Source organism: Rossellomorea sp. NS-SX7 (genome assembly GCF_052828565.1).
This window is the reverse complement of record NZ_CM128249.1, coordinates 3,566,992-3,589,559: the sequence shown is the minus strand read 5'-3', so window position 1 is coordinate 3,589,559 and position 22,568 is coordinate 3,566,992. Positions and strand designations below refer to the sequence as shown.

21 protein-coding genes, 5 tRNA genes and 1 pseudogene are annotated in these 22,568 nt (G+C 41.8%); 24 read left to right on the top strand and 3 right to left on the bottom strand.

Annotated features, from left to right (window positions below):
* The first annotated feature begins 170 nt into the window (after window positions 1-170).
* The 10 genes from ACUXV2_RS17830 to murC all read left to right on the top strand — a co-directional run bounded on the left by ACUXV2_RS17830 (window position 171) and on the right by murC (window position 8,702).
* Window positions 171-992 (top strand): hypothetical protein, encoded by an 822-nt coding sequence (locus ACUXV2_RS17830; RefSeq protein WP_446244488.1) that lies wholly within the window; start codon window positions 171-173, stop codon window positions 990-992.
* Window positions 993-1,014: 22 nt separating this feature from the next.
* Window positions 1,015-1,266, top strand: a complete 252-nt coding sequence (locus tag ACUXV2_RS17825; protein WP_446244487.1) for a PqqD family protein — start codon at window positions 1,015-1,017, stop codon at window positions 1,264-1,266.
* Between the two features lie 354 nt (window positions 1,267-1,620).
* Complete coding sequence (locus ACUXV2_RS17820) at window positions 1,621-2,310, top strand: CPBP family intramembrane glutamic endopeptidase (protein WP_446244486.1); 690 nt, start codon at window positions 1,621-1,623, stop codon at window positions 2,308-2,310.
* A 26-nt stretch (window positions 2,311-2,336) separates the two neighbouring features.
* On the top strand, window positions 2,337-3,143 hold the full coding sequence (locus ACUXV2_RS17815; protein ID WP_446244485.1) for an ABC transporter permease: 807 nt from the start codon (window positions 2,337-2,339) through the stop codon (window positions 3,141-3,143).
* Window positions 3,144-3,153: 10 nt separating this feature from the next.
* Window positions 3,154-4,182, top strand: a complete 1,029-nt coding sequence (locus ACUXV2_RS17810; RefSeq protein ID WP_446244484.1) for an ABC transporter ATP-binding protein — start codon at window positions 3,154-3,156, stop codon at window positions 4,180-4,182.
* On the top strand, window positions 4,148-4,966 hold the full coding sequence (locus tag ACUXV2_RS17805; RefSeq protein ID WP_446244483.1) for an ABC transporter permease: 819 nt from the start codon (window positions 4,148-4,150) through the stop codon (window positions 4,964-4,966). The genes ACUXV2_RS17810 and ACUXV2_RS17805 overlap by 35 nt, the downstream gene beginning before the upstream one ends.
* Window positions 4,967-4,983: 17 nt before the next feature.
* On the top strand, window positions 4,984-5,592 hold the full coding sequence (locus ACUXV2_RS17800; RefSeq protein WP_446244482.1) for a CYTH domain-containing protein: 609 nt from the start codon (window positions 4,984-4,986) through the stop codon (window positions 5,590-5,592).
* Window positions 5,593-5,883: 291 nt separating this feature from the next.
* Window positions 5,884-6,780 carry a radical SAM protein gene (locus ACUXV2_RS17795; RefSeq protein WP_446244481.1) on the top strand — a complete coding sequence of 299 codons (897 nt, stop codon included), beginning with the start codon at window positions 5,884-5,886 and terminating at the stop codon, window positions 6,778-6,780.
* Between the two features lie 22 nt (window positions 6,781-6,802).
* Window positions 6,803-7,357, top strand: coding sequence for a nucleoside-diphosphate kinase (locus tag ACUXV2_RS17790; protein WP_446244480.1), 555 nt, complete (start codon window positions 6,803-6,805; stop codon window positions 7,355-7,357).
* A 52-nt stretch (window positions 7,358-7,409) separates the two neighbouring features.
* A complete protein-coding gene (gene murC, locus ACUXV2_RS17785; protein ID WP_446244479.1) occupies window positions 7,410-8,702 on the top strand; it encodes a UDP-N-acetylmuramate--L-alanine ligase in 1,293 nt (430 codons plus the stop codon).
* 232 nt (window positions 8,703-8,934) lie between these two features.
* Here the strand turns inward: murC and ACUXV2_RS17780 are convergent, their stop codons facing one another.
* Window positions 8,935-10,299, bottom strand: a complete 1,365-nt coding sequence (locus tag ACUXV2_RS17780; protein ID WP_446244478.1) for an FAD-binding oxidoreductase — start codon at window positions 10,297-10,299, stop codon at window positions 8,935-8,937.
* A 340-nt stretch (window positions 10,300-10,639) separates the two neighbouring features.
* Here ACUXV2_RS17780 and ACUXV2_RS17775 point away from each other — a divergent pair, with 340 nt between their 5' ends.
* The 13 genes from ACUXV2_RS17775 (at window position 10,640) to ACUXV2_RS17715 (ending at window position 21,215) form a co-directional block, all read left to right on the top strand.
* On the top strand, window positions 10,640-11,296 hold the full coding sequence (locus tag ACUXV2_RS17775) for a GntR family transcriptional regulator (protein WP_446247104.1): 657 nt from the start codon (window positions 10,640-10,642) through the stop codon (window positions 11,294-11,296).
* Window positions 11,293-12,306, top strand: coding sequence for a TRAP transporter substrate-binding protein (locus ACUXV2_RS17770; protein ID WP_446244477.1), 1,014 nt, complete (start codon window positions 11,293-11,295; stop codon window positions 12,304-12,306). Before ACUXV2_RS17775 ends, ACUXV2_RS17770 begins: the two co-directional genes overlap by 4 nt.
* A gap of 68 nt (window positions 12,307-12,374) precedes the next feature.
* Window positions 12,375-12,866 (top strand): TRAP transporter small permease, encoded by a 492-nt coding sequence (locus ACUXV2_RS17765; RefSeq protein ID WP_446244476.1) that lies wholly within the window; start codon window positions 12,375-12,377, stop codon window positions 12,864-12,866.
* Window positions 12,863-14,146 (top strand): TRAP transporter large permease, encoded by a 1,284-nt coding sequence (locus ACUXV2_RS17760; RefSeq protein ID WP_446244475.1) that lies wholly within the window; start codon window positions 12,863-12,865, stop codon window positions 14,144-14,146. Before ACUXV2_RS17765 ends, ACUXV2_RS17760 begins: the two co-directional genes overlap by 4 nt.
* Before the next feature lie 30 nt (window positions 14,147-14,176).
* The gene (locus ACUXV2_RS17755) at window positions 14,177-15,358 is read left to right on the top strand and encodes an aminotransferase class I/II-fold pyridoxal phosphate-dependent enzyme (RefSeq protein WP_446244474.1); all 1,182 of its coding nucleotides are present in this window, start codon (window positions 14,177-14,179) and stop codon (window positions 15,356-15,358) included.
* Window positions 15,355-16,953 (top strand): M20/M25/M40 family metallo-hydrolase, encoded by a 1,599-nt coding sequence (locus tag ACUXV2_RS17750; RefSeq protein ID WP_446244473.1) that lies wholly within the window; start codon window positions 15,355-15,357, stop codon window positions 16,951-16,953. Before ACUXV2_RS17755 ends, ACUXV2_RS17750 begins: the two co-directional genes overlap by 4 nt.
* 201 nt (window positions 16,954-17,154) lie before the next feature.
* Window positions 17,155-17,230 (top strand) — tRNA-Val (locus tag ACUXV2_RS17745).
* A gap of 110 nt (window positions 17,231-17,340) precedes the next feature.
* Window positions 17,341-17,433, top strand: a tRNA-Ser gene (locus tag ACUXV2_RS17740).
* Window positions 17,434-17,451: 18 nt separating this feature from the next.
* A tRNA-Tyr gene (locus ACUXV2_RS17735) sits at window positions 17,452-17,532 on the top strand.
* Window positions 17,533-17,655: 123 nt separating this feature from the next.
* Window positions 17,656-17,729: transfer RNA gene (locus ACUXV2_RS17730), tRNA-Trp, on the top strand.
* Between the two features lie 5 nt (window positions 17,730-17,734).
* Window positions 17,735-17,808, top strand: a tRNA-Gly gene (locus tag ACUXV2_RS17725).
* Window positions 17,809-18,071: 263 nt separating this feature from the next.
* Entirely contained in the window at window positions 18,072-19,271 is a 1,200-nt protein-coding gene (locus ACUXV2_RS17720) for an ATP-binding protein (protein ID WP_446244472.1), read from the top strand.
* A 558-nt stretch (window positions 19,272-19,829) separates the two neighbouring features.
* Window positions 19,830-21,215 (top strand): hypothetical protein, encoded by a 1,386-nt coding sequence (locus ACUXV2_RS17715; RefSeq protein ID WP_446244471.1) that lies wholly within the window; start codon window positions 19,830-19,832, stop codon window positions 21,213-21,215.
* On the opposite strand, the pseudogene ACUXV2_RS17710 reads toward ACUXV2_RS17715, so the two are convergent.
* Together ACUXV2_RS17710 and ACUXV2_RS17705 are read right to left on the bottom strand one after the other, a co-directional pair.
* Window positions 21,147-21,415, bottom strand: a pseudogene (locus tag ACUXV2_RS17710) (hypothetical protein). The gene ACUXV2_RS17715 and the pseudogene ACUXV2_RS17710 sit on opposite strands and share 69 nt — an antisense overlap.
* Before the next feature lie 180 nt (window positions 21,416-21,595).
* Window positions 21,596-21,931 (bottom strand): hypothetical protein, encoded by a 336-nt coding sequence (locus tag ACUXV2_RS17705; protein WP_446244470.1) that lies wholly within the window; start codon window positions 21,929-21,931, stop codon window positions 21,596-21,598.
* A gap of 284 nt (window positions 21,932-22,215) precedes the next feature.
* Between ACUXV2_RS17705 and ACUXV2_RS17700 the strand changes: the two genes are divergently transcribed.
* Window positions 22,216-22,548, top strand: a complete 333-nt coding sequence (locus ACUXV2_RS17700) for a 2Fe-2S iron-sulfur cluster-binding protein (protein WP_446244469.1) — start codon at window positions 22,216-22,218, stop codon at window positions 22,546-22,548.
* Window positions 22,549-22,568 lie beyond the last annotated feature (20 nt).

Below are 22,568 nucleotides of genomic sequence, written 5' to 3'. Positions count from 1 at the left end.
TATTTTAGTGCCGGATCAAAAGAATCATAATCAGATTGATAAATAAGCTCTGTCACTTCTTCTGTAAAAACCGGACTAGGAAAAGAATGAGGAGGCTCACCGGCATTAATGCGATACGCAGCTGCGCAGGGGAATATAAAAGGCCTAGAAATATAAAAGGAGAGGATCTAATGAGAAACAACGTTAAAAATTTACTGAATAATCCGAATGTTATCATCGAATATTTAAATCATATTAATTATGACGATTGTATAGTGTATTTAGCTGGATCGTTGATGGAGGGGTTTGGAAATTCTACCTCAGATATTGATGTTTACGTTATCTGTGATGCGATCCCTTCCATTGAACAAGATGAAAATATTACTCAAAGTTTTTTACAGAGTGAACAAAACTTAATCCGAAACGTCATTCACGAGGGAATTCGTTTGGATTTTGAATATTGGACATGGAACGAGTTTAATAAAGCGATTAATTCATTAAACCGTCTTAATTTCAAAACGAATGAATACATAGAGAGAATTTCTGATGATGAATATGATTTACTTCATAGATTGAAGTTCGGCAGACCAATTGTTAACCTTGAAAAATTTGAAGAAGTTTATAACCACATTGATTTTGACAATCTGGGGCACTATCGCGTCGCGGTGGAAAATGAAAGTTATCAGGGTTTGCTGGAAGATTTACAAGGGGCATATTTATCTGAAGATTTTGGTTCAGCATTCTTTTTATCCCGACTGTTTCTGGATCGAGTGATGACTTCCTATTTAGCAGCAAATGGGGAGACAAACCCTAATACAAAATGGTTATACAGAAAGGCACTTCGCTACCAAGAAAAAACAGGAGATACAAGCCTTTTGAGTAAATACATCGAACTGCAAAGCCAATCATTTGAATTAGACACCATTAATGAATTGGTCAAAGAAACAATAAAGTATGCACAATCATTAAATTTGAAATCTCAATCTATATTAAAAGTTAAACAAACTAGTTAATTGTATAAGGAGGAAACGGAACTTGGTACCTACACAAAATATGTTTGCCAGATTTAGCGCAATTAATGGAACGAGTTACTTAGCCCTTAATTATGATTTGTTTGAACTAAACGATGTTGGACAAGTGATTTGGGAATCGATTGATGGCCAGAGGGATATAGAGGGTATTTCAAAAGTAGTTGCCCTTAATTACAACACAGATGTTGATGTTGTGGAAAATGATGTACAAGAATTTGTGAATGTTCTAATTGAAAGAGGCTTAGCTGAAGTATAACCCTTGATTTAAACATTCATCATCATGAGAGTTCAATTCGATTTGTGCGTGACTTATCAGAGAAGGGATTCAATATGGGAAAAGGACACCGTTACAAGGGGAGGAGGGGATACATATGTACAAAAAGCCAACTTTAAAACAAGTAAAGCTAGTAGCAGGAAATCTTCCTAACTAATTATTTTTGACAATTGCCCAGTGAGAATTCAATTTTTAAATTGAATGGCGATTGTCAAAGAATCACATTTCACTTGAAGGACTTTTAAGTGAATCATTACCTTTTTTAACTAACAAACGGTGTCCTTTTCCTTTATTGAATCTCTATCTAATATACGTGAATTTTTGGAGGCAGAAATAATGGTTTTACAGTACATACTATTCGGTTTGTTCTTTGCATTTGCAATGTTCTCAACCAATTTAATTAGAGAAAAAGTGAAAGGGTCTAATTTTAAAGACATAGTAAGAATAACCATTTTCTTCTTGCCTTTCCTTGCTCCAGCAATATTTTTCGGGCTTCCTAATTTTGCATTTGCTTCCGAGAGTGGAATGCTGCCTTATTTACTTGCCATTGGCTGTGCAATTGTCGCACTAGCTATTCAGTATAAAGATTATAGTTCTTTTTTACGTAAAGAGGTGTATCCTCTTTTACCGCCAATCACGACAAAGGCCTTCATAGGTATTGAATCTTCAATTATTGGGAGTGCGATCTTTGAAGAAATCTTTTACCGCACATACGTACCGGAGTCTGTATTTTGGATCGAGTGTATTGTATCAGGAGGTCTTTTTTCTTTGTCGCACTATATCCACCCCTTGACCAGAAAAACCTTCACTGTTAGATCCTATATTATTTTGTTTCTACTAAGTATTGCCTGGTATTATTCCTATAAAATAAGTGGAACATTGTTACCGGCCATCATCGGACACCTTGTCTATAATTCGTCATCCATCGTGATCATTTTCCGAAGATATATGTTTTCCAGACAGGAAGCAAAAAAGCTGGCAAGTGAACAAAAAAAAATCAGGAAACATAGTGGGATGTATACTTAATTCTGCAAAAAATGGAGGTTCAGCCGTTGTTACAAGCTATAAAAGCCATCATTTACCGTAACCAAATATCGGATATAAGAGCGTATCCATGGACCTTTACTATGGGCCATTTGCTTAACAGCACTTATATCATTCTCGTTTCTTATTTTACATACCATTATTTAATTCAAGGTCAATTGGACAGCAAATTCTCTAAATTTGCCGGCACAGATGATTATCTGACTTATGTAATCATTGGAGGCCTGCTTAGTACGATTTCGGTTAGTATGATGATGAATGTATCTAGATCTTTAATAACTGAGTGGAGGGAAGGAACGCTGGAAGTTTTGCTGCTTTCTCCAGCAAGACGATCAGCATATTTTATAGGTACTGCCATTCAGCAGCTTTACAGGGTAGTAATAGAATTATTCCCGGCCCTTATCATCGCTTTTTTCTTAGGTTTGAAATTAACAAATCCAGATTCATCTGCGATTTTTGGATTTCTTTTATTCATGATTTCATGTTTTTCTATTGCTTTAGTGTTAGCTGGAGTGATGTTGTATACGCGCGATACTTATTTTGTGCAGAATAATCTGTTTACCGTTACCGGCTTAGTGTGTGGTTTCGTATTTCCGATAGAATATTTGCCGGTGCCGCTTCAGTGGCTAAGCAAGGTATTTCCTATAACAGATTCAGTCTTCCTGTTCCGGGATTCTATGTTAACAGGCATACCTATCTGGGAAAGTCCACTTAAGATTATGTCCGTACTAGGTTTGAGTATAATTTACACCCTTATTGGTGCATATATGATCAAATATGCTGAAAGAACAGTTTTTGATAGATCAATAGCTTAGGAGTGATCAAATGCTATCTGTAAATGGAGTTACAAAAATTTATGAAAGTAAGAATAAACTAGGTTGGTTCCGATCTGAAAAAAAGCAAAAGGTCGCAGTAGAAAATTTAAGCATTAAACTTTATCCAGGTGAAATCATTGGTCTTCTAGGCCTAAATGGAGCTGGAAAAACAACCACCATAAAAATGATTTCCACTTTGCTTGAACCAACTAGCGGATCAATCACCATTGATGGACTGGATACTGTGAAAAATCGTCAAAGCATTCTTGAAAAGATCAATATGATTGCCGGTGGAGAAAGGATGCTTTACTGGAGACTTACGGGGCGCGAGAATCTAATGTATTTTGGCAGGTTATATGGACTGGCAGAAAAAGAAATCATTAGCCGTTCAGAGGTTCTTCTAGAAGAAATGGGATTAAAAGATGCTGCCGATACACCAGTTGAAAACTATTCAAAAGGAATGAAACAAAGGCTTCAAATAGCTCGAGGACTTATTAACGATCCAGATTATTTGTTAATGGATGAGCCGACATTAGGACTGGATGCCCCCATTGCAAGGCAGCTTCGTAAGACGGTCAAGCGTTTAGCGGTGGAAAGTGGAAAAGGAATTCTTTTGACCAGCCACTACCTTCAAGAAGTAGAAGAGTTATGTGATCGGGTGTATGTAATAGATAAGGGCGAGCTTATTATGTGTGCTACACCTTCGGAAGTTGTAAAAAAAGCCGCTAGATATGAAACCCTGCATCTTCATATTCAAGATTTTAAAGAAGAGAGATTAGACTATCTTAATCACTTCTTAAATATACCAGAAAGTGATATTTCACTGGTGAGAAAAGGTGATCAATCTGGGGTGCTTTTAAGTATTAAAACGGACTCAGTGGATGATTTAACCCCTGCTATCCTGCCTTGGTTAATGAAAGAAGGAGTACAGATAAAGAATTTAACAGTGGAAAAACCTACTTTAGAGGATGCAATCGTACTTTTATCTGAAGGAGGGCTTCGAGATGATGACAAGATCCTGGCGGGCGTTTCGAGCTGAGCTGTATAAACAGCATCGAAATGACTTTGGAGGAAGCAAAGTTATTTTTTATTCATTACTCATGTGGCCGGTTCTCACTTTTTTAACGACTTATTATTCTTTTAAACCTTTCCGCGACGGTGCTGGATCTGCCCTTGCCCAAGTGATTGAAGGCGGGGACATAGCTTTGTTTCTGCTAAGCGGTTTTCTAGTATTTCAAATTTTTTGGACAGTTGTTCAATCGGCGTGGACATTTGAACTTGAACGAAAGCAAGGAACACTGGAAGTAGTTTATCTCACACCGGCTTCTAAGACAGTTTTTTTGTATGGGAGATCAGTCTACTCTTTATTTAATGGAATGTGGATGTTTTTTGTATTTTGCATCCTGACCTTCTTCTTTATTTCTAACTTAAGCGAAATTTCTTGGGGTTATTTAGCTGCTTCCTTACTCCTGATGGTTATATCTGCAGTGATATGGGGAGCGTTCCTATGTGCGCTTTGTTTATTCTCACGAGATTCGGGCTACCTGTATTACATCTTTTACGGTCCTATGAATCTATTTGGAGGAGTACGTATTCCACCAACAGTCTTTCCTTTCTGGGCTAAAATAGCAGCTGCCTTATTCCCGGTAACCTACAGTTTATTTATGCTGAGACAAGCCTTGGAAGGACAGGTTGATTCAACTTGGTGGTGGATGTGCGGAGGATTGGTGTTGTTTAATGCTTTATTGATCCCAGTCACTTACGGGATTCTGACGATGGCTGAAAAACATGCCAGAAGGCAAGGAAGCTGGACATTGTTCTAGAAAAGGAGTATCAAAATATGAATGTAAAGGAACAAGAACTCAAACTCTTATTGGATGCTGAAGGTTTTAAGCAGCTGCTAGCAAACAAACCAACAAAAATACTAAAGCAGATTAATTACTACTTTGACACTCCTCGTTTAGATTTAAAGGAATCAGGGATCACTCTCAGGATTCGTGAAGAGAACGAAGAGGTGATCTTGTGTATGAAGATGAAAGTCAAAAAAGCGATGTTTGTGACCTCCGATGAAGTACAACGTAATATCTCCGAAGAGGTTCTAAGTCAGTGTATAGAACATCCAGATTCCATGTTGGATTATCTGCCTGAAAGCAGCAGAGACTTGATACTGTCTCTGGCAAAAAACGAAAAGTTGAGGTTTCTAGGAACCATTAAGAATACTAGACATTGTCTAAATTTCGATAATAATTTCACTTTCGAACTGGACCATTCTGAGTTTCCTCATAGGATACAGTCCTATGAGTTAGAAATAGAAGGAGTTTCAAATCAAGAAGACTGTGAATATATATTGGACGTGCTCAAAGAGAAACAAATTACATTTCAGTTAAACGGAAAAAGTAAATATGAGCGTTTTCTGATGGCTCTAAACAAAGCTGATACGAATAAGTAAAGATATATCCCTTACCGGTGGGATTCAGCCAGGGCGATATGCTGCCGGCTTTAAGTTACCTGTTAACATCTCCGTTATGCTCCTCAGAATAGTGTGTCGGCTTTAACGTCAATACAATCAGTTAATCAACAGGTGTGTTTGTATTTATTAGCTAAGGAAACGTCCTAGAACCCGTGCTACCTTCCATGGTCTTAGAGATCAAGTCATGGATGAATCAAAGCCGCCTGAAAGATGAACCTGAGATGACATAGGCGCACTTTTAAGAATTCAAAAGAGGAAGAGGGAGAATATATGCAGGAATTAAACAGAAGGATACAATTAAGTGGCGGTAATAAATGCTTTGTCAGGTGTCCTGGCTGCTACAACTTTTTTAGTGGTAAAGACTATATAACAAGTGATTTGATAAATTTTTTATCAGAGTTAAAAGAAAAGGTTAATATCTCTAAAGTAACTATGTCAGGTGGAGAACCATTGGCGCGTGAAGACATGCCATACATACTCCATACACTAAAAACGTTAGGTTATACCATCAACCTTGATACGGTAGGACTGTCGTTAATCAGAGATGTCACAATCGGAAAGAATACTATAATCAAAAAAATTTCTTCTAAAGGAATTGTTCAATCCATTGATGTCATAGGAATACCATTTGATGGATCGACAGACGAAATAATGAATATGTTCAGACGTAAATTGAAAGTTCATGAGGTATTGGGCATTTTAGATGAACTTAGTTTTAATAATGCAAACATCGGGATCAACACTGTGGTTCATAAAAATAATATCGATGATATCATCAATATTTATCATCAATTGAAAGAATATAATAATATATTAAAGTGGCAATTGTTCCAGTACATGCCTATCGGACCAGGCGGTTACAAAAATAGGCATAAGTATGAACTGTCTGATGAAGAGTTCAATAGTCTCGAAGAAACACTTCATTCAGTAAATGATACATCGATGGATATTCAGTTGAAATCCAGGCTGCATAGAAAAAACAAATATTTATTGATCGATGGTGAAGGTGTAGTGTGGATTCCGAGACAAAACGAACATAATGATTGGTTAACGGAAGATGAGAATAACGAGAGAATTCTACTTGGCAACATCAACGAAGAGAACGCTGTTGATAAAATTTTATCCCAAGTGGAAAAATATGATAAGGTACCAGCAAAACAAATTTAATAGTAGAAAGAAGGGTATAAAATTGAGAGGTTTTGTTCTCTTGAAACCTGAAGCCATTCAAAGAAATTTAGTTGGCAAGATTGTTTGTTTTATAGAAGATAAAGGATTGAAAATCATTGGACTTAAGATGATCACTGCAACAGAAGATCAAATACGACAGTTATATGGTGAGCATCAAACTTCATCTCACTATGATAACCTTATAAATTTATGTGCAAACGGTCCTGTTGTTGCAATTGCCATTGAATCTCCACTTGGTATCGATTCTGCTGAATTACTAAAAGATTTGCAGGGGAAGCATGATGTTTCTGGTACTATCAGGTTTTATTTTTCATCCCATCCTTCAAGAGGGGTACTTCATTGTTCATCTTCTGGAGAAGGAGTAAGAGAGTCTTCCATCTTCTTTAACGAATCAGAGATAAACAACTATCGTAAAGTTCTCGATGAATGGATTGTATCCAACCATACTACTGCCTCATCTTTTGACAGTTCTAAACCCAGGAATTCAGAACCGCTCATGAGCCGTGGAATGGATGGACGAAAGGTTGACCTGCTCTTCAATCAGCTTAGTATGTAAGTTATGCGTATAAGTTGCATTTAGACCCAGAACTAATAGGGAGGTCATAGAAATGAATGCTTTTCATTTTATAGGTATTAAAGGCGCAGGAATGAGTCCTTTGGCACAAATTTTGAACGACATGGGCTTTGAAGTTCAAGGCTCTGATATTGAGGAGTATATTTTTACTCAAGAGGGACTTGAAAGTAGAAATATACAAGTACTAGATTTCAATTCAGAAAATGTAAAAGAAAATCATATTGTCGTTGTAGGGAATGCTTTCGATGATGATCATATTGAAGTCAAGAAAGCCAAAGAACTAAACTTAAAGGTCATTCGGTACCATGATTTCTTAGGTGGGTTCAGTGAGGAGTTAAATAGTATAGCGGTAACCGGATCCCATGGAAAGACTTCAACCACAGGTCTAATGGCTCATGTATTTAACCAATGCCATCCAACATCTTACTTGATAGGTGACGGCACTGGAAGAGGGGAAAAGGGAAGTAAGGATTTAATCTTTGAGGCATGTGAATACAAAAGACATTTTCTTGCATACAAACCGTCTTATGCAGTCATAACAAATATTGATTTTGACCACCCGGATTATTACAAAGATCTTGATGATGTCCTTAATGCGTTTCAATCATTTGTTTTTCAAGTAAGAAAACGTATAGTTGCCTTTGGAGATAATCCGTTGTTGAGAAACCTAAAAACTCAAGTTCCAATAAGTTTTTTTGGATTTGAGGACGATAATGATTTTCAAGCAGTAAATATAAGTTTAAATGATTATGGGACTAAATTCGATGTAGTCATGAAAGATACATCTCTTGGTGAATTTGAAATCGGAAGTTATGGAAACCATAATGTGCTAAACGCATTGGCTGTCATTTCTGTTGGTTATCTTGAAAATAAAAACATGGCTGATATCAAAGAAGGGCTCAAATCTTTTAACGGAGTGAAGAGGCGTTTTTCTGAAAAGATCTTTAAAAACCAGGTAATTATTGATGATTATGCCCATCATCCGACTGAAATTGCTGCAACCATAAGTGCTGTACGGCAAAAATATCCTGATAGAAAAGTAGTTGCCATTTTTCAGCCGCATACGTTTTCTAGAACACAACGCTTTCTGAATTCTTTTGCCGAAAGCCTTAGGTCAGCTGATTCAGTATATTTGTGCGATATTTTTGGTTCTGCCAGAGAGAATGAAGGAAATGTAAGTATTGATGAATTACAAAATATGATACCAGATTCCTCATTATTAAAGGAGCAAAACATTTCGGTACTGTCCGAACACCCAAAGAGTGTACTATTATTTATGGGGGCTGGAGATATTCAAAAATATCAAAAGGCCTATGAGGTGCTTTAGTAGCATAGCTCATTATAAAAATTTCAAGTGAGACGGTTAGGAGTCACGGGACAGGTCCTGAGGCTCTTTTTAAAAGAGAATAATCATGTTGGGGAGATGATCCCCAACTAGCTAACATTACTAAACTTGATGAAAGGAAAATTTGTGATGTTGAATTGTACAGTTATCAGAAGATAGCCTATCCATTATTAAATGGGTAGGCATAGTGTTTGTTTTTAGCAATAATGAATGTTTAATTGAAAATCTTCCCTGGATTAAACAAATTCCCTGGATCCAGCAACACTTTAAACGACTTCATCACTTCTAACGCCTCACCATGCTCCATCCTCTGATATTTCATCTTTCCAAGACCGACGCCATGCTCTCCAGTACATGTCCCACCAGCATCCAAAGCCTTTAAGATGAGTTGTTCATTGATCGCCTCCGATGCCTGCTTCTCCTTATGGATGTTCGGATCATACACGATTATGGTATGGAAGTTCCCGTCTCCGACATGACCGAAGACACTCCCAAGCAGACCGCTAGCTTCAATCTGAGCACGGGCAAAGTCAACCATGTCGGCAAGCTTTGACAAGGGGACGCACACATCTGATCCCACTACTTCTTTTCCTTTCATGTGACGGAAGGCGTACGCTAGTTCGTGTCTTGCTTTCCATATCTCGGCCCGTTCGATGGATCCGCTTGCCCGCTCCCAATTGCCACAGTCCATGTGCTCCATTAGATCCTCTACAAATGTGGCTTCTTCTTCAGCGGATGTCCGTGTCCCGGCAAATTCAAAGAATAATGAATGCTGTTCTGGAAAGTGATAGTCGCCGTAGGCATTGACTTGCTTGATGCTCTGGGCATCGACCAGTTCCATCCGAAGGACGGGGATACCGCTAGTGAGTACAGCTTGAGCGGCTGTAGCACAATGTTTCGGTGTATCGAATGTACAGCGTGCTGCAATCGTGTGCTCCGGGATGCCGTGAAGCTTCAAGGTGATTTCAGTGATGATACCTAACGTTCCTTCTGATCCGGTGAACAGCCCGTTTAAATGATATCCGCTGGATGATTTTTTTGCCGCGCTGCCGGTTCTGATGATCCTGCCGTCTGCCAGGACAACTTCAAGGTTCAATACCTGATCGCGCATGGAACCGTATCGAACGGCGGTTGTTCCGCTCGCATTCGTCGCAGTCATCCCGCCAATCGTGGCATCTGCTCCCGGATCGATGGGGAAATACAGACCTTGCCGGTTGATTTCACGATTCAATTCAAGGCGTGTGATACCCGGCTGTACTGTCACGGATAAATCTTTGGGGTTAAAGGCGATGACCTTTTTCATTCGGTCAAAATTCATGGAAATACCCCTTGAAACCGGAATGGCCAGACCGTCAAGCCCTGATCCTGCTCCATAAGGGGTGATCGTGAGCTTTCTCTCCCTTGCAAAGTCTACGATATCTTTGACCATTTGCGTCGATTCCGGAAACACTACCGTTTCTGGCTGTACAGGATCGTGAAAGGATTCATCCTTGCTGTGCCGGAATAGCTCTCCTTCACTCGTACTGACCCGTTCTGCCCCTATTAAGTCTTTCAATTTCTCTATCCATGCAGTACTCATCCAGGTTCTCCCTCCGTTTTTAAAAAATTCTAAATTTTATATTTACAAACAGATTAGCATAAATTATCATAAATGTATACGGTATACCGCCTTGAAATCATTTCAGAAAAAACCCATCAAGAGTCCAATTCATCCTTGCGATTAGAAAAACACCCCCGTTCACAAAGGGGGAACCTCACCAAGATATTTTTTCAACTCTATTAAATGATTGAAGCATTCCGAACCTAATTCTACTTAACATCAGGAATAAACATACATAATCTATCTTTCTATTTGTCTTATGATTCACAAAAATTTATCCAGTGCGGTTGTTGGAAAAGGAGGGAACCAGTTGCAAAAAGTGGTCAAAAAAGAAACACTGGCTGAACAGGCTTTTAACCTGATCAAGAAAGACATCATATCAGGAAAGCTGGCACCGGCAGAGGAGCTTCCTGAAAAAAAGCTTGCACAGGAACTCGGTATCAGCAGGACGCCTGTCCGGGAGGCGCTGACAAGACTTGCTGTGGAAGGGCTGGTCGAATTATCTGATCAGAAAATCGCGACCGTTGCCTCATTTACAGAAGAAGATGCGATGCACTTTATGGAGATCCGTGCGCTGTTAGAGGTGTACAACCTTGAAGCGACCTTCCCTTTAAAGGGCGAGGTGTTTATGGGGATAAGAGAAAACTTGGATGCTCAACTAAAAGCAATTACAGACGGGTGTTATGAAGAATTCATCGATCTCGACAGGGAATTCCATTTGTTATTGGCCGGTGGGAATCCAAACCCTAAGCTCAGGGCTTTGATCCATTCGGTTAATACCGGGGTGAACAGGGCGTTTCTGGTCCTGTCGAATACGTTGAAGTTAAGTGCCATGGAAGCATATGAAGAACACAGACGCATAGTGGATGCATTGGAAACTGGTGTGATTGAAGAAGCCAAAATCCAGATGACCCACCATATGAAAAATATCGCACGCCGAATTAAAGGCTACTACTTGGAGGAGGAAGAGAAATGAAAAAATATTTAATTCTACTATTGATGGCCGTGATGATGATGGCAGCATGCGGGCGCCCTAGCAGTTCTTCAGGGGGGGAAGGCGGGGACGAAACATACACGATCCGTATCGCTCACCTTGTACCTGAAGAGCAGTCCTCACACGTTGCCGCCGAGACGTTTAAAGAAAAGCTTGAAAAAGAATCGAATGGCCGTATCAAGGTTGAACTATATCCGAATGGCCAGCTATATGGTTCTGATCGCGAGGCAATCGAGGCGGTTCAATTGGGCAATATCGAAATGACGATTCCTGCTGTCGCACCGCTTGCTTCTTTCAATGAAAAGTTCATGGTGTTCGACCTTCCATTCCTATTCAATAACAATGAAGCGGCATATAAAGCGCTGGATGGTGAACTTGGTCAGGAGCTTATGAAGGATCTCGAAGAAAATAACATTAAGGGCCTTGTCTTTGGTGAAAATGGTTTCCGCCATATGTCGAATAACAAAGGACCGATTGAAAGTCCTGAAGACATAGAAGGGCAGAAGTTCAGAACGCTTGAAAACCCGCTTCATACGGATACATTCAAAGCATTTGGCGCGAATGCATCACCATTTGCCTTCGGTGAACTGTACACGGCTCTGCAGCAAGGTACATACGACGCAATGGAGTGTCCAGTTTCGCTTTATTACACAAACAAATTCTATGAAGTACAGGATTATTTATCAATGACTGGTCATGTGTACGCTGCAACGGCTCTGTTGATGAACAATGATTTCTATAATGAGCTGCCGGAAGATTTACAGAAGCTTGTGACTGAAGCATCCGAGGAGTACAGGGAAGAACAGCGCGGCCTTGCTCAGAAGCAGGACGTAGAATTCCTTGAAAAATTGAAGGAAAGCGGAATGGAAGTGAATGAATTAACGGATGAGCAGCGGGACAAATTCCGTGATGCGGCATCTTCTGTTTATGACAAATACGTAGATCGCATTGGTCAGGATTTAGTGGACAAAGCATTGGAAGCGAACAACTAATCATCGGCATGAAACAAGGAATCAAGGCTCTCCTTGATTCCTTGCTTTTTTAGAAAGGAGCTTCTTAGATGAAAAAGAAATTCGACGTTCTGGAAGAGACGATTCTTGTTTTGACGCTGGCTCTTATGGTTGCTCTCATTTTTGGACAGGTAGTCGGGCGCTATGTGTTCTCTTCAGCACCGAGCTGGACAGAGGAGATGGCCCGTTATATACATATATTCCAGGTCTGGATCGGGGCTAGTTACGCAGTCAAAAAGAGACAGCATATACGTATTGAGAGCTTTATCGAGCTGTTTAAAGGGACAGCAAGAAAGTTGCTTGAAACAGTCTCTTTGATCATTTGGTTTTTGCTTGCCCTGTTTCTTGCCGTCTTTGGAACTCAACTCGTTCTTGCCAGCCTTCAAAATGGACAGGTTACACCTGCCATGCAGCTGCCGATGTGGATCCCATTCCTAGCGATACCGATTGGAGGAGCGGGAATGGCGCTCCGTCTGCTGCAGCAGCTGGTGACCATCTGGCGCACCAATGATGATTCTCCTTCTGGGGAGGTGAGGGTATGACCATCGCACTGTTATTTGGAACCCTGGCTGTTTGTTTGCTGATTGGGGTCCCGATTGCGATTTCATTAGGAGTGTCAGCGCTTGTGGCGATTTACTTCGGATCTACTTTGCCGCTGGATATTATTACTCAAAAAGCCTTTACGTCACTCGATTCTTTCCCGTTACTCGCGATCCCATTCTTTATGCTCGCGGGGATTCTGATGGGGAAGGGAGGCGTTTCACAAAGACTATTGAATCTGGCTACGGCCATGGTCGGCTGGATGACTGGTGGACTTTCTATGGTCACCATCGTGGCTTGTATGTTTTTTGCCGCGATTTCGGGGTCCGGTCCTGCCACCGTGGCTGCCATAGGCGGCTTTATGATCCCGGCAATGGTCGCACGTAAATATGAAGGCGGCTTTGCATCGGCAGTGGCAGCTTCAGCGGGCTCAATCGGGGTCATCATCCCTCCGAGCATCCCATTTGTATTATACGGGGTTATTGGGAGCGTATCAGTAGGCAGCATGTTCCTCGCAGGTATTATTCCTGGAATCCTGATTGGGGGAGGGCTGATGTTCACGGCTTATATCATTTCACGAAAGCGGGGTTATAAACCTGAGGCAGCAATGCCATTTCGTTTTAAAGATGTTCTGAAAGCAGCCAATGAAGCAAAGTGGGCGCTGGTGATTCCGGTCATTATTTTAGGAGGGATCTATGGAGGCGTGTTTTCCCCGACTGAAGCAGCTGTAGTGGCTGTGGTCTATTCATTGGTGGTAGGATTGTTCGTTTATAAAGAGCTGACATGGAAATCCGTATTTGAATGCTTCCGTGAGGCGGTTGTCATCAACGCTACTACCATGATTATCATCGGTCTCTCTGTTTCGTTTGCTTACTTTATGACATTGGAGCAGATCCCGTCCAATATCTCTGACTTTTTGACTGACCTATCGACGAATCCGATTATTATTTTACTTGCGATCAATATCCTGCTATTGATTGTTGGGATGTTCATCGATACCATTTCTGCCCTGGTCGTTTTAACACCGATCCTGCTGCCGATTGTGACTGCCGTAGGCGTGGATCCGATTCATTTCGGCGTTATTTTGGTGGCCAATCTTGCCATCGGGTTTATTACACCTCCTCTTGGAGTGAATCTCTTTGTCGCATCAAGTGTCGGCGGCGTCCGGTTCGAGAAAATTGCATGGGCGATTGTCCCGTTCCTGATATCGATGTTTATCTGTCTTCTTGTTATTACATTCTTCCCGCCTCTGACCCTCTGGTTACCGGGATTAATGAAATAGTTTAGGTATGTGAAAGGTGTGTGAAAGGTTATGTCGTTATCAATAAATGCAGCAGCACAAGGGTTGGTCATTCCAGGGATACGACAATTCTCGAATCAGCTCGTTCTCTATCCGAATGCCATCAATTTGACCATTGGCCAGCCTGACTTTCCCACACCGGAAGCGGTGAAGGAAGCGGGGATCAGAGCCATAGCTTCGAACCAGACGATTTACTCGCATAATGCCGGTTTGCTTGAGCTTCGTGAGGCTGTCCGTGATTTTTTTGCCGTGTCGTATGGCCTTGATTATAATCCTGAAACGGAAATCATCGTCACGACCGGTGCGAGTGAGGCGCTGGATTCAGTGTTCAGGACGATTTTGGAAGAAGGGGATGAGGTGATCCTGCCGGCGCCACTTTATTCAGGCTACGAACCCATCATCACGATGTGCGGGGCGAAGCCGGTATATTTGGACACATCCCTCACTGGATTTAAGCCTTCTCCTGAAAAATTGGAAGCCTTGATCACTGAAAAAACCAAAGCGATTCTCTTTAATTATCCTTCGAATCCTACCGGAGTGGCTCTGAATAAAGAGGAAATGGACGAGCTGGTATCTCTGATTGCTAAGTATGATCTATTCATCGTGTCGGATGAAATCTATAGTGAGAACACACTGGAAGGGGAGCATCACACGTTTGCTTCGTATGCTCAATTGAAGGAACGGTTGTTTCTCATTCATGGGCTGTCCAAGTCCCATTCGATGACGGGCTGGAGGATCGGTTTTGTCCTTGGTCCTGCTTCCATCATGGAGCATGTCGTGAAGGTCCATTTATACAATGGGGTTTGTGCATCGGTACCTGGCCAGTACGCAGCAATCGAGGCATTGACTAACAATAGGCACGTGCCGGCCCAGATGAATATTGCGTACAGGGATAGGCGGGATTATGTTTACAGGCGATTGACGTTGATGGGCTTTGATGTCGTTATGCCTAAAGGAGCCTTTTATATTTTTCCTTCTATAAAACAGTTCGGCATGCCTTCGATGGAATTTGCGACACGGCTTTTAAGGGAAGCGGGGGTGGCTGTTGTACCCGGCAGCTCGTTTACTGAGTTTGGTGAAGGGTACATCCGGATTTCTTTTGCGTACAGCATGGAATTAATAAAGGAAGCGATGAACCGGCTTGAGGGCTGGCTGAATCAGGAGTTTTTTGTGAATAAGGAGGTCATATCATGAGGCATTGGGGGACACCTGATACGCTGAGGGCGCTGCTTTGTGAACTGGTCAGCTGGCATAGCCGGACTCTGACAGAGGGAGAAATCGAATTTCCGAAAAAAGTATATGAGAAGATAAAGGGTGTTCCTTATTTCCATGCCAATCCAACTCATCTTAACCTCGGGGATGCCGATTATGGAAGGCAGTTTTTTTCAGCTTTTTACAAACATGAGAAAGCTGAAAAGACCATAGTCCTGATCAGTCATTTTGATACGGTGAGTACGGAGGAATATGGGGAGCTTGAAGCCCTAGCCTTTAACCCGGAGCAGTTGACCAAAGAGCTGGAGAACTACATAGATGAGCTGCACCCGGATGCACAGAATGATTTGAAATCAGGAAACTACTTATGGGGAAGAGGAACGATGGACATGAAGGCCGGATTGGCCATTCACATGGCAGTCATTGAAAAAGCTGCCGATGAAGGCTGGCCGGTCAACCTTGTTCTTGTGACTGTACCGGATGAAGAAGTGAATTCCTCCGGGATGAGAGCGGCTGTCGTTCATTTGAATGAACTGAAGGAAGTGCACGACCTCGACTATACCTTGTTCTTAAACGGAGAACCGGTGTTTTCCCAAAATCCGACTGATACGTCTTACAATGTATATTCAGGTACCATCGGAAAGATCATGCCCTCTGCTCTGTTCTATGGAAGGGAAACGCATGTAGGTGAACCTCTGAGCGGGATGACATCACCGTTCATCGCTTCATTCCTTACTAGGAAGATGGAATGGAATCCCTTGTTTAAAGAAACCGACTTTGGTGAAACAACTCCACTTCCAGTAACTTTGCAGCAGGATGATTTAAGGCTGGATTATTCCGCACAAACGCCGTTTGGCACTGTTGCTCTATACAACGTCTTCACAATGAAGAAAACGGCTGCAGATGTCATGAATGTATTTGAACAAGTTGCCTTGTCTGCGGCCGCTGAGTGCAACCAGAGGTACAGGGAGCTTTGTGAACGGGAGGGGATTCCTTCTGTTGGTGAAGTCGGGGTGCTTCGGTATTCAGAACTGGAGGTTTATGCGGAAAAGAAACTTGGAAGGGACTATATCGAAGCCCTCAAGCATGATATCGGTGGCCATGAAGGAGACGACAGGGAAAAGTCTTTCAAGGTTGCCGATACGCTCATGATCAATTGCCAGGAGCTCGCACCCGCGATGGTCATCATGTTCACACCGCCTTATTATCCGCCTGTCAATACGTCTGATCATCCACTGGTGGAAGCATGTGTCGAAGCCGTGGTGAAGTCTGCGAAGGAACACTTTGATCTCCCGGTCGAACAGGTCCATTACTTCAACGGCATCTCGGACTTGAGCTACGTCAATTACAAAGACGAAAACAAAGGATGGGCGGTTTATGAAAAGAATACCCCGGTGTGGAATACGACCTATTCGATACCATTTGGGGAAATGCACAAGCTCGAAGGACCAGTCTTAAACGTAGGTCCTTTCGGTAAAGACGCCCACAAACGAACCGAACGCCTTCACATTGAGAGTGCCTTCGTCAAAACGCCTGTATTTGTAGAAGAAGTGATAAAGACTGTTATTGGGACGTAGGGACAGGTTTGTTGTCCCATTTTTCAGATTGAGATGATTGACTTTTGGATCATATTAGCTTTTAGGTTAGAGGTGGGACAGGTCACCTGTCCCTAGTCAACCGTTCTATCTTTTTTATAGTGAATTTCCTTATTGAAGTTGACAATTGATTAAAGAATTGATAGATTAATATAGGTCGTCACAATTTATAGATGTATTTACGGAGGATTAGCTCAGCTGGGAGAGCATCTGCCTTACAAGCAGAGGGTCGGCGGTTCGATCCCGTCATCCTCCACCAAAGATTTTTACGAAGCGTCAGCGGAGTAAAATATCTATCCTTAAACCTTGCGCAGCGAAGCGGAGCATCTCTAAGAATAAAGCTCAGCTTTTACACGTGAAATATCACACGGAGGAATACCCAAGTCCGGCTGAAGGGATCGGTCTTGAAAACCGACAGGGGTGTTAAAGCCCGCGGGGGTTCGAATCCCTCTTCCTCCGCCATATTTTTTATTCTCTCATGGAGGGGTAGCGAAGTGGCTAAACGCGGCGGACTGTAAATCCGCTCCTTCGGGTTCGGCAGTTCGAATCTGCCCCCCTCCATTTAGCTTTTTTCACGGAGCGCAAGCGGAGTGAAAATAAGCCTCCTTACCCTTTGCGCAGCGAAAGCGGAGCATTACGTTCAGAGCGAATGGTAAAAAATCTTCATAAACAAATTTTTTGCATAGGGGCATAGTTTAACGGTAGAACGAAGGTCTCCAAAACCTTTGGTGTGGGTTCGATTCCTACTGCCCCTGCCACATACGCGGGTGTAGTTTAATGGTAAAACCTCAGCCTTCCAAGCTGATGTCGTGGGTTCGATTCCCATCACCCGCTCCAATACATATGAATCTTAGAGTCAGTATTTGTTTCTTCTTACCCAGAAGAAGCAGAGTACTGGCTTTTTTGTTATGGGACAAGGGGACAGGGACGGTGTCCCAGGTGGAAGAAGAGGGACGCTGAACCTGTCCCCTCGTCCCAAAGGGAAGACAATGAAGGGACGTGAGACCCGGTGTCCCATTGACTATTTCCCTTTTTTGTAAGATAGTTACTATATCCTGTCAAAGATTAATAGTTCAATAGTTGACTAGTGGGGGATGAGCATGAGGGAATTTCAACATGGGTTACAAAAGAAAAATTATTATATGATCATTTCTGTCATTATTGTTTTGATGGTGTTGGGGGTGGTGGTCGATAACCCGTTTGATTCCCGTTTTGTCATTCATGGTGGAATGGTGTTCATTGTGGCGTTTTGCCTGCTTCTTTACCCACTGTATGAAAATGCTGGTATGAGGTACACAACGATCATAGCGTCGACAGTGTATTTTTATAGTCTGTTTTATTTGTATCCCGAAACATGGTCGGAGTTTATTCTGTTGTGTTTTGTTCCTGCTTTATCTATTTTGTTTTTTGATAAACGTCTTTTTTATTTTTCCCTTGTGCTGAATTCACTTTTTATTGGATTTACATTCAGCTACATAGCCATTGTCGATCAGGGGCAAACCTATTTGTACATCTATGCAGATATAGCAGGGAATGTTGTGAATTTCTTTGCGAGCCAGATCATCCTTTATTTTATTTTTCATTTAACGAATGTCCGAATCCAGAAGCAGCGTATGTATTATGAACAGGTGCAGCAGGCTGAAAGGTTGAAGACGACGGGGCAGATGGCGGCAGCCGTCGCCCATGAAATACGGAATCCACTTACTGTCGTGAAGGGATTTCTGCAATACTATGAGGCTGACCCAGAGCTCAATCAAAGCTTTAAGAAGAACTTTTCTCTGATGATTAACGAGCTTCATACGGCTGAACATGTCATATCTCAATTTCTGGCCATTGCCAAGCCTGACGAGGACAAAATGAAGGATTCTGTTGGAATTGATACAGTCCTGAACGATGTGACGGAGTTATTGAAAAGTTATGGAATGCATAACGATAACAGCATTGAACTTTCGGTGGAGGAAGGGTGCTTCATCATAGCTAACCCCATTGAAATCAAGCAATTGTTCATCAATTTGATTAAGAACGCCATTGAGGCATCTCCTCACAGCAAGGCCGTATCCGTCGCCGCCAGGAAGAAAAAAGGTGTAGTAAGAATAGAAGTGATGGATCACGGCAGGGGCATGTCATCTGAGGAATTAAAGAACCTCGGCACCCCTTTTTATTCATTAAAAAGTAAGGGTACTGGCCTCGGTCTTATGATTTGCTACAATATAGTAGAGAAATATGGCGGTACGATAAAATTTGAAAGCGCACCAGGGGTTGGTACAAAAGTGGCTGTACAATTTCCAATGGCACACTAGTGATAAATCATTCTCTAAATTGTTAAGTAAAAATAAGGCATCCATATCCCGTGCGTGAGGGGTATGGATGCCTTTTTGGAATCTATAAATGAGAATGTCCTCTTACCATATGTTATTTCATTAAAACTTTAAGGTCCTTTTCAGCCGCGCAAGTTTACGATTTGCTTTCTCTAAAGCATGTTTTGATCCAAATAAGAATTGGAACATGTGAAGCCCTCCTATTGATAACGTTTTAATAATTTGATTATAAGCGGTATTTTTGCATTAGTCAATAATTTGGTATACCAAATACTTGAAATTTTAATGGAATTTAAGTTAAAGTTGATAAATCAGACAACTTGGTATACCATATCAATTGAAGTACAGTACGTAATATCTTGGTTAAACGTTTATAAATAAAGGGTTTTATGGCGTTGTAGTTGCTTCCTCATACGCAGGAAGAGTGAATGATCATTTTTAAAAATCAAACTTTTTATCAAAATAATGTATACCAACTAATTGATTTTCATTCTCAATAGGTTTAATATATAGAATAATCAGAAAAAATGCGGTGATTTTATGATTAAACTATTATCAGGTGTTTCGATTGTCCTTTACTTGCTGAATGAACTTTTCAAGGGAATCGAGCTTTCACCTGTGATCTCTGTTATTTGTTTCGTTATTGTATGTATGACCATATTGAAAGTAAGTAAGTTTGTCAGATTGATTGGAGGGGTGTTCCTTGCACTTGGGCTGATTATGTTGTTGAGGAGTGGTGCTGGGATTGGAGATATCGTTTTATCTTTCGGACCGATGCTTAATCTTTTGACACTATTTGCGTTGGTTCCATTACTTGCACTGCCGATCAAGCTTGGTAATTATTCTGAGAATATTCAAGGCTTTATTTCCAGGCGGGTCCGGTCCTCCACAAGTTTATACAGTTTGACTTCGGGGATTTCTTATTTCTTTAGTATCTTTATGAATCTGGCTACATTGCCGATGACGTATTTCTCGATCAGGCCGGCGGCGGATGGATTTCCTTTAGAGAATAGGGAGAGATTCATGAGCAGGGCCATCACGCATGGCTTTTCAATGCCTTTGATGTGGGCGCCGGTCACCCCGATTGTGGGGATCGTCATTGATATGACGGGAGTGAAATGGGGGACGATGCTTCCTTATGTGCTGCCGCTTAGTGTCTTGGGACTTCTGCTTGATTGGTATACGGGCGGATATAGGAAGCGGAAGCGTGCTTCTTTTGGGACAAGCACGGCAATCGATGAAACCGCTGCTGCCATTGAGGCAGGGAGCGGAAAGAGCGGGGGAGCAGGGAAGCTGTCACATATCCTGATTGCCATCATCCTCTTCAATATCGTGATCTCCATCCTGGAGCATTCGCTGTCGCTTTCGTTCCTGATTGTGGTATCGCTTCTGGTCATCCCATTTGCGTTCGTATGGTGTCTCTTTTTAGGACAAACAAGAGCCTTCGGATCGGGACTCTTTGAGCATTATCAGAATCATTTGCTGAAAATGAAAGACCAGTTCTTTATTTTTCTTTCAGCAGGATTTTTTATCTCTGCCATCGGTTTCTCGGGTGCAGACAAAGTGGTGAATGGCTGGATCACGTCATTTAAGGATGTGATAGGAATAGAAATCTTTGTCTTGTTCATCCCGTTAATTCCATTGGCATTGGCGTTCATCGGGCTTCATCCTGCGGTTGCTCTTGCGCTGCTCGCTGGAACGCTTGATCCTCACAGCCTGGATATCTCGCCGTATATCCTTACGGTTTCAATGCTTGCAGGAGCGGTATCCGCCTTTCTAATGGGGCCGTACAATGCGACGATCGGGCTCATGTCCACCATCGTGAAGACAAGCTCCTACAAAGTCTCGAACTGGAATTCACTGTTTACAATTTCTTTTCTGTGCTTGGCAATGCTGTATCTTATATTCTTGCAGTTGTTGATATGATGAAGAATGAAAACACCTCCCTTTCAGTACAAAAAAGGGAGGTGTTTTATTAAGTTTAACTCTTTTGAACGCCGCTGTTGATTTCCGTGCAAGACTTCGCTTTCCGCGGGCGGTTGGTGAGCCTCCTCGTCGCTGCGCTCCTGCGGGGTCTCACCTAACGCGCTTCTCCCGCAGGAGTCTTCGTCTTGCACTCCAATCAACAGCTGGAACCAGTTAAAAACAAAACACCTTCAATGTTATCAAAACAACACAAAAGCAGACCATTCCGTTAACGGTGTGGTCTGCCTTAATAACAGTACTATAGATTTGAGGATCAGACGAATAAATGCACAGAAAAATTCTGCAAGCGCCCATCCCTATGACTCACTCAAAAGTAAATCCTAAACAGCCAGCTCATCAGACTTAACCAGCTTTGAATGCTTCGAGTCTTCACTGTTTCCATTTGCTTTCACGATTTCGTACAGTTCCTCGCGCGCGCCTTCGATCGTTTCAAACGATTCGAAGAACTTCATCCGGATATGATTGACGTACTCTTTTCCTTCATACTTTTCGTAAAGTTCGATTTTGGCATCATCATCGAGTACTCTCGCGATTGTGTACGTTGATTTTAATTTGTCAAAGAAATAGAAATGATAGGTTTCTACAGGCTGAAAGCCGTCATTCTCCAGTACGGTCTGAAAGGTTTCCTTATTGGTCAGCACGATATACTTTTCCATCTTCAAAACCACTCCTCTATCCACTTAATTTGTATTTGGTATACCAAAACGTATTACTCACAGTCTAAAACAAGTCCCTGGAATAATCAATAGAATGTTCTGAATTTTTTATTTTTTACATAATTTATTTCAAGAATCCCTTATTCTATCAGTATTTCAAAGGAGGGTGGGGGAGGTTTTTTTGTAAGAAAAGCTGACGGAAGGGTTTACATCTTGAAAGATTCAACGGTATACTAAAGAAAATTCTAAAAATTGTGATAAATGTCACAGTAAGGGGTGTTTGCATGCCGAATGTAAAGTTGTTTGTGGATGGGGAGATCATCGAACAGGATGTAAAAGATGGGGCCAACCTCGTTGTCCTCGCTGGTATCAAACAATTTCCCAAGCTGAAATACGGCTGCGGGATGGGGAAGTGCACTAAGTGTACATGCAAAGTTCTGAAGGGGATGGAAGATCTGGACCCACCGAATTGGAAAGAGGATAAAATGCTCGGCGATTTGGTCGGGGAAAACTATCGTCTTACTTGTCAGCTCAGCATTAAGGCAGATATCGAACTCACTCAGGAAGGGGTCGACGTGAAGAAAAGGAAGAGGGAAGCAGCTGAGGCGAAAGGATAATTTTTTTACATTTCTACGGT

What these genes read in the sequence shown, in the direction of transcription:
- ACUXV2_RS17720 (WP_446244472.1), top strand. Translation starts at nt 18,072, where the DNA reads ATGAGGGAATTTCAACATGGGTTACAAAAGAAAAATTATTATATGATC.
- ACUXV2_RS17770 (WP_446244477.1), top strand. Translation starts at nt 11,293, where the DNA reads ATGAAAAAATATTTAATTCTACTATTGATGGCCGTGATGATGATGGCA.
- ACUXV2_RS17750 (WP_446244473.1), top strand. Translation starts at nt 15,355, where the DNA reads ATGAGGCATTGGGGGACACCTGATACGCTGAGGGCGCTGCTTTGTGAA.
- ACUXV2_RS17820 (WP_446244486.1), top strand. Translation starts at nt 1,621, where the DNA reads ATGGTTTTACAGTACATACTATTCGGTTTGTTCTTTGCATTTGCAATG.
- ACUXV2_RS17830 (WP_446244488.1), top strand. Translation starts at nt 171, where the DNA reads ATGAGAAACAACGTTAAAAATTTACTGAATAATCCGAATGTTATCATC.
- ACUXV2_RS17810 (WP_446244484.1), top strand. Translation starts at nt 3,154, where the DNA reads ATGCTATCTGTAAATGGAGTTACAAAAATTTATGAAAGTAAGAATAAA.
- ACUXV2_RS17805 (WP_446244483.1), top strand. Translation starts at nt 4,148, where the DNA reads ATGATGACAAGATCCTGGCGGGCGTTTCGAGCTGAGCTGTATAAACAG.
- ACUXV2_RS17715 (WP_446244471.1), top strand. Translation starts at nt 19,830, where the DNA reads ATGATTAAACTATTATCAGGTGTTTCGATTGTCCTTTACTTGCTGAAT.
- ACUXV2_RS17705 (WP_446244470.1), bottom strand. Translation starts at nt 21,931, where the DNA reads ATGGAAAAGTATATCGTGCTGACCAATAAGGAAACCTTTCAGACCGTA.
- ACUXV2_RS17755 (WP_446244474.1), top strand. Translation starts at nt 14,177, where the DNA reads ATGTCGTTATCAATAAATGCAGCAGCACAAGGGTTGGTCATTCCAGGG.
- ACUXV2_RS17760 (WP_446244475.1), top strand. Translation starts at nt 12,863, where the DNA reads ATGACCATCGCACTGTTATTTGGAACCCTGGCTGTTTGTTTGCTGATT.
- ACUXV2_RS17800 (WP_446244482.1), top strand. Translation starts at nt 4,984, where the DNA reads ATGAATGTAAAGGAACAAGAACTCAAACTCTTATTGGATGCTGAAGGT.
- murC (WP_446244479.1), top strand. Translation starts at nt 7,410, where the DNA reads ATGAATGCTTTTCATTTTATAGGTATTAAAGGCGCAGGAATGAGTCCT.
- ACUXV2_RS17765 (WP_446244476.1), top strand. Translation starts at nt 12,375, where the DNA reads ATGAAAAAGAAATTCGACGTTCTGGAAGAGACGATTCTTGTTTTGACG.
- ACUXV2_RS17795 (WP_446244481.1), top strand. Translation starts at nt 5,884, where the DNA reads ATGCAGGAATTAAACAGAAGGATACAATTAAGTGGCGGTAATAAATGC.
- ACUXV2_RS17700 (WP_446244469.1), top strand. Translation starts at nt 22,216, where the DNA reads ATGCCGAATGTAAAGTTGTTTGTGGATGGGGAGATCATCGAACAGGAT.
- ACUXV2_RS17780 (WP_446244478.1), bottom strand. Translation starts at nt 10,299, where the DNA reads ATGAGTACTGCATGGATAGAGAAATTGAAAGACTTAATAGGGGCAGAA.